Source organism: Nonomuraea sp. K271, assembly GCF_009908215.1.
GTDB lineage: Bacteria > Actinomycetota > Actinomycetes > Streptosporangiales > Streptosporangiaceae > Nonomuraea > Nonomuraea longispora.
The window spans coordinates 1-820 of the sequence record NZ_JAAAHR010000392.1; the positions used below are offsets into that span (position 1 = coordinate 1).

The 820-nt window shown below is 67.7% G+C and carries 1 protein-coding gene; it reads left to right on the forward strand.

The annotated features are described in order from the left end of the window. A partial coding sequence (locus GUY59_RS47140) for an AMP-binding protein (RefSeq protein ID WP_161715159.1) occupies positions 1-820 on the forward strand: 820 nt, incomplete at both ends.

Here is an 820-nt window from a genome sequence, read left to right on the forward strand (position 1 = left end):
GTGATGCGGTGGGTGTGGTGTTGCCGAAGGGTGTTGGTCAGGTGGTGGCGGTGTTGGGGGTGTTGGCTGCTGGTGGGGTGTATGTGCCGGTGGGGGTGGATCAGCCGGTGGCGCGGCGGGAGCGGATTCTGTCGCGGGCTGGGGTGGGTCATGTGTTGACTGAGGTGCTGGTGGGGGAGCGGCTTTCTGGTCCGGTGGTGGTGGATCCGGATATGTCGGCTTATGTGATTTTCACGTCGGGGTCGACGGGTGAGCCGAAGGGTGTGGAGGTCTCGCATCGGGCGGCGTTGAACACGGTGGTGGAGGTGAACGAGCGGTTCGCCGTGGGTGCCGAGGATCGGGTGCTGGCGGTGTCGGCGCTGGATTTCGACCTGTCGGTGTACGACATCTTTGGCCTGTTGTCGGCCGGCGGCGCCCTCGTCCTGCCGGAAGAGGATGAACGGCGCGACCCTCAAAGGTGGGCGGAGTTGTGCGCCGCCCACGGGGTGACGGTGTGGAACACGGTCCCGACCCTGCTGGACATGCTGCTGGTCACGGCCCAGGAGTTGCCCGTCGTCCTGCGCGTCGCGTTGGTGTCGGGTGACTGGGTGGGGCTGGACCTTCAGGCGCGGTTGGCGGCGCAGAGCGGTGGGCGGTGCCGGTTGGTGGCGTTGGGGGGTGCGACGGAGGCGGCGATCTGGTCGAACGCTTTGGTGGTGGATCGGGTGCCGGCGCACTGGACGTCGATCCCGTACGGGTTCCCGCTGCGCAACCAGTGTTACCGGGTGGTGGACGGCCGGGGCCGTGACTGTCCGGACTGGGTGGCGGGGGAGTTGTGGAT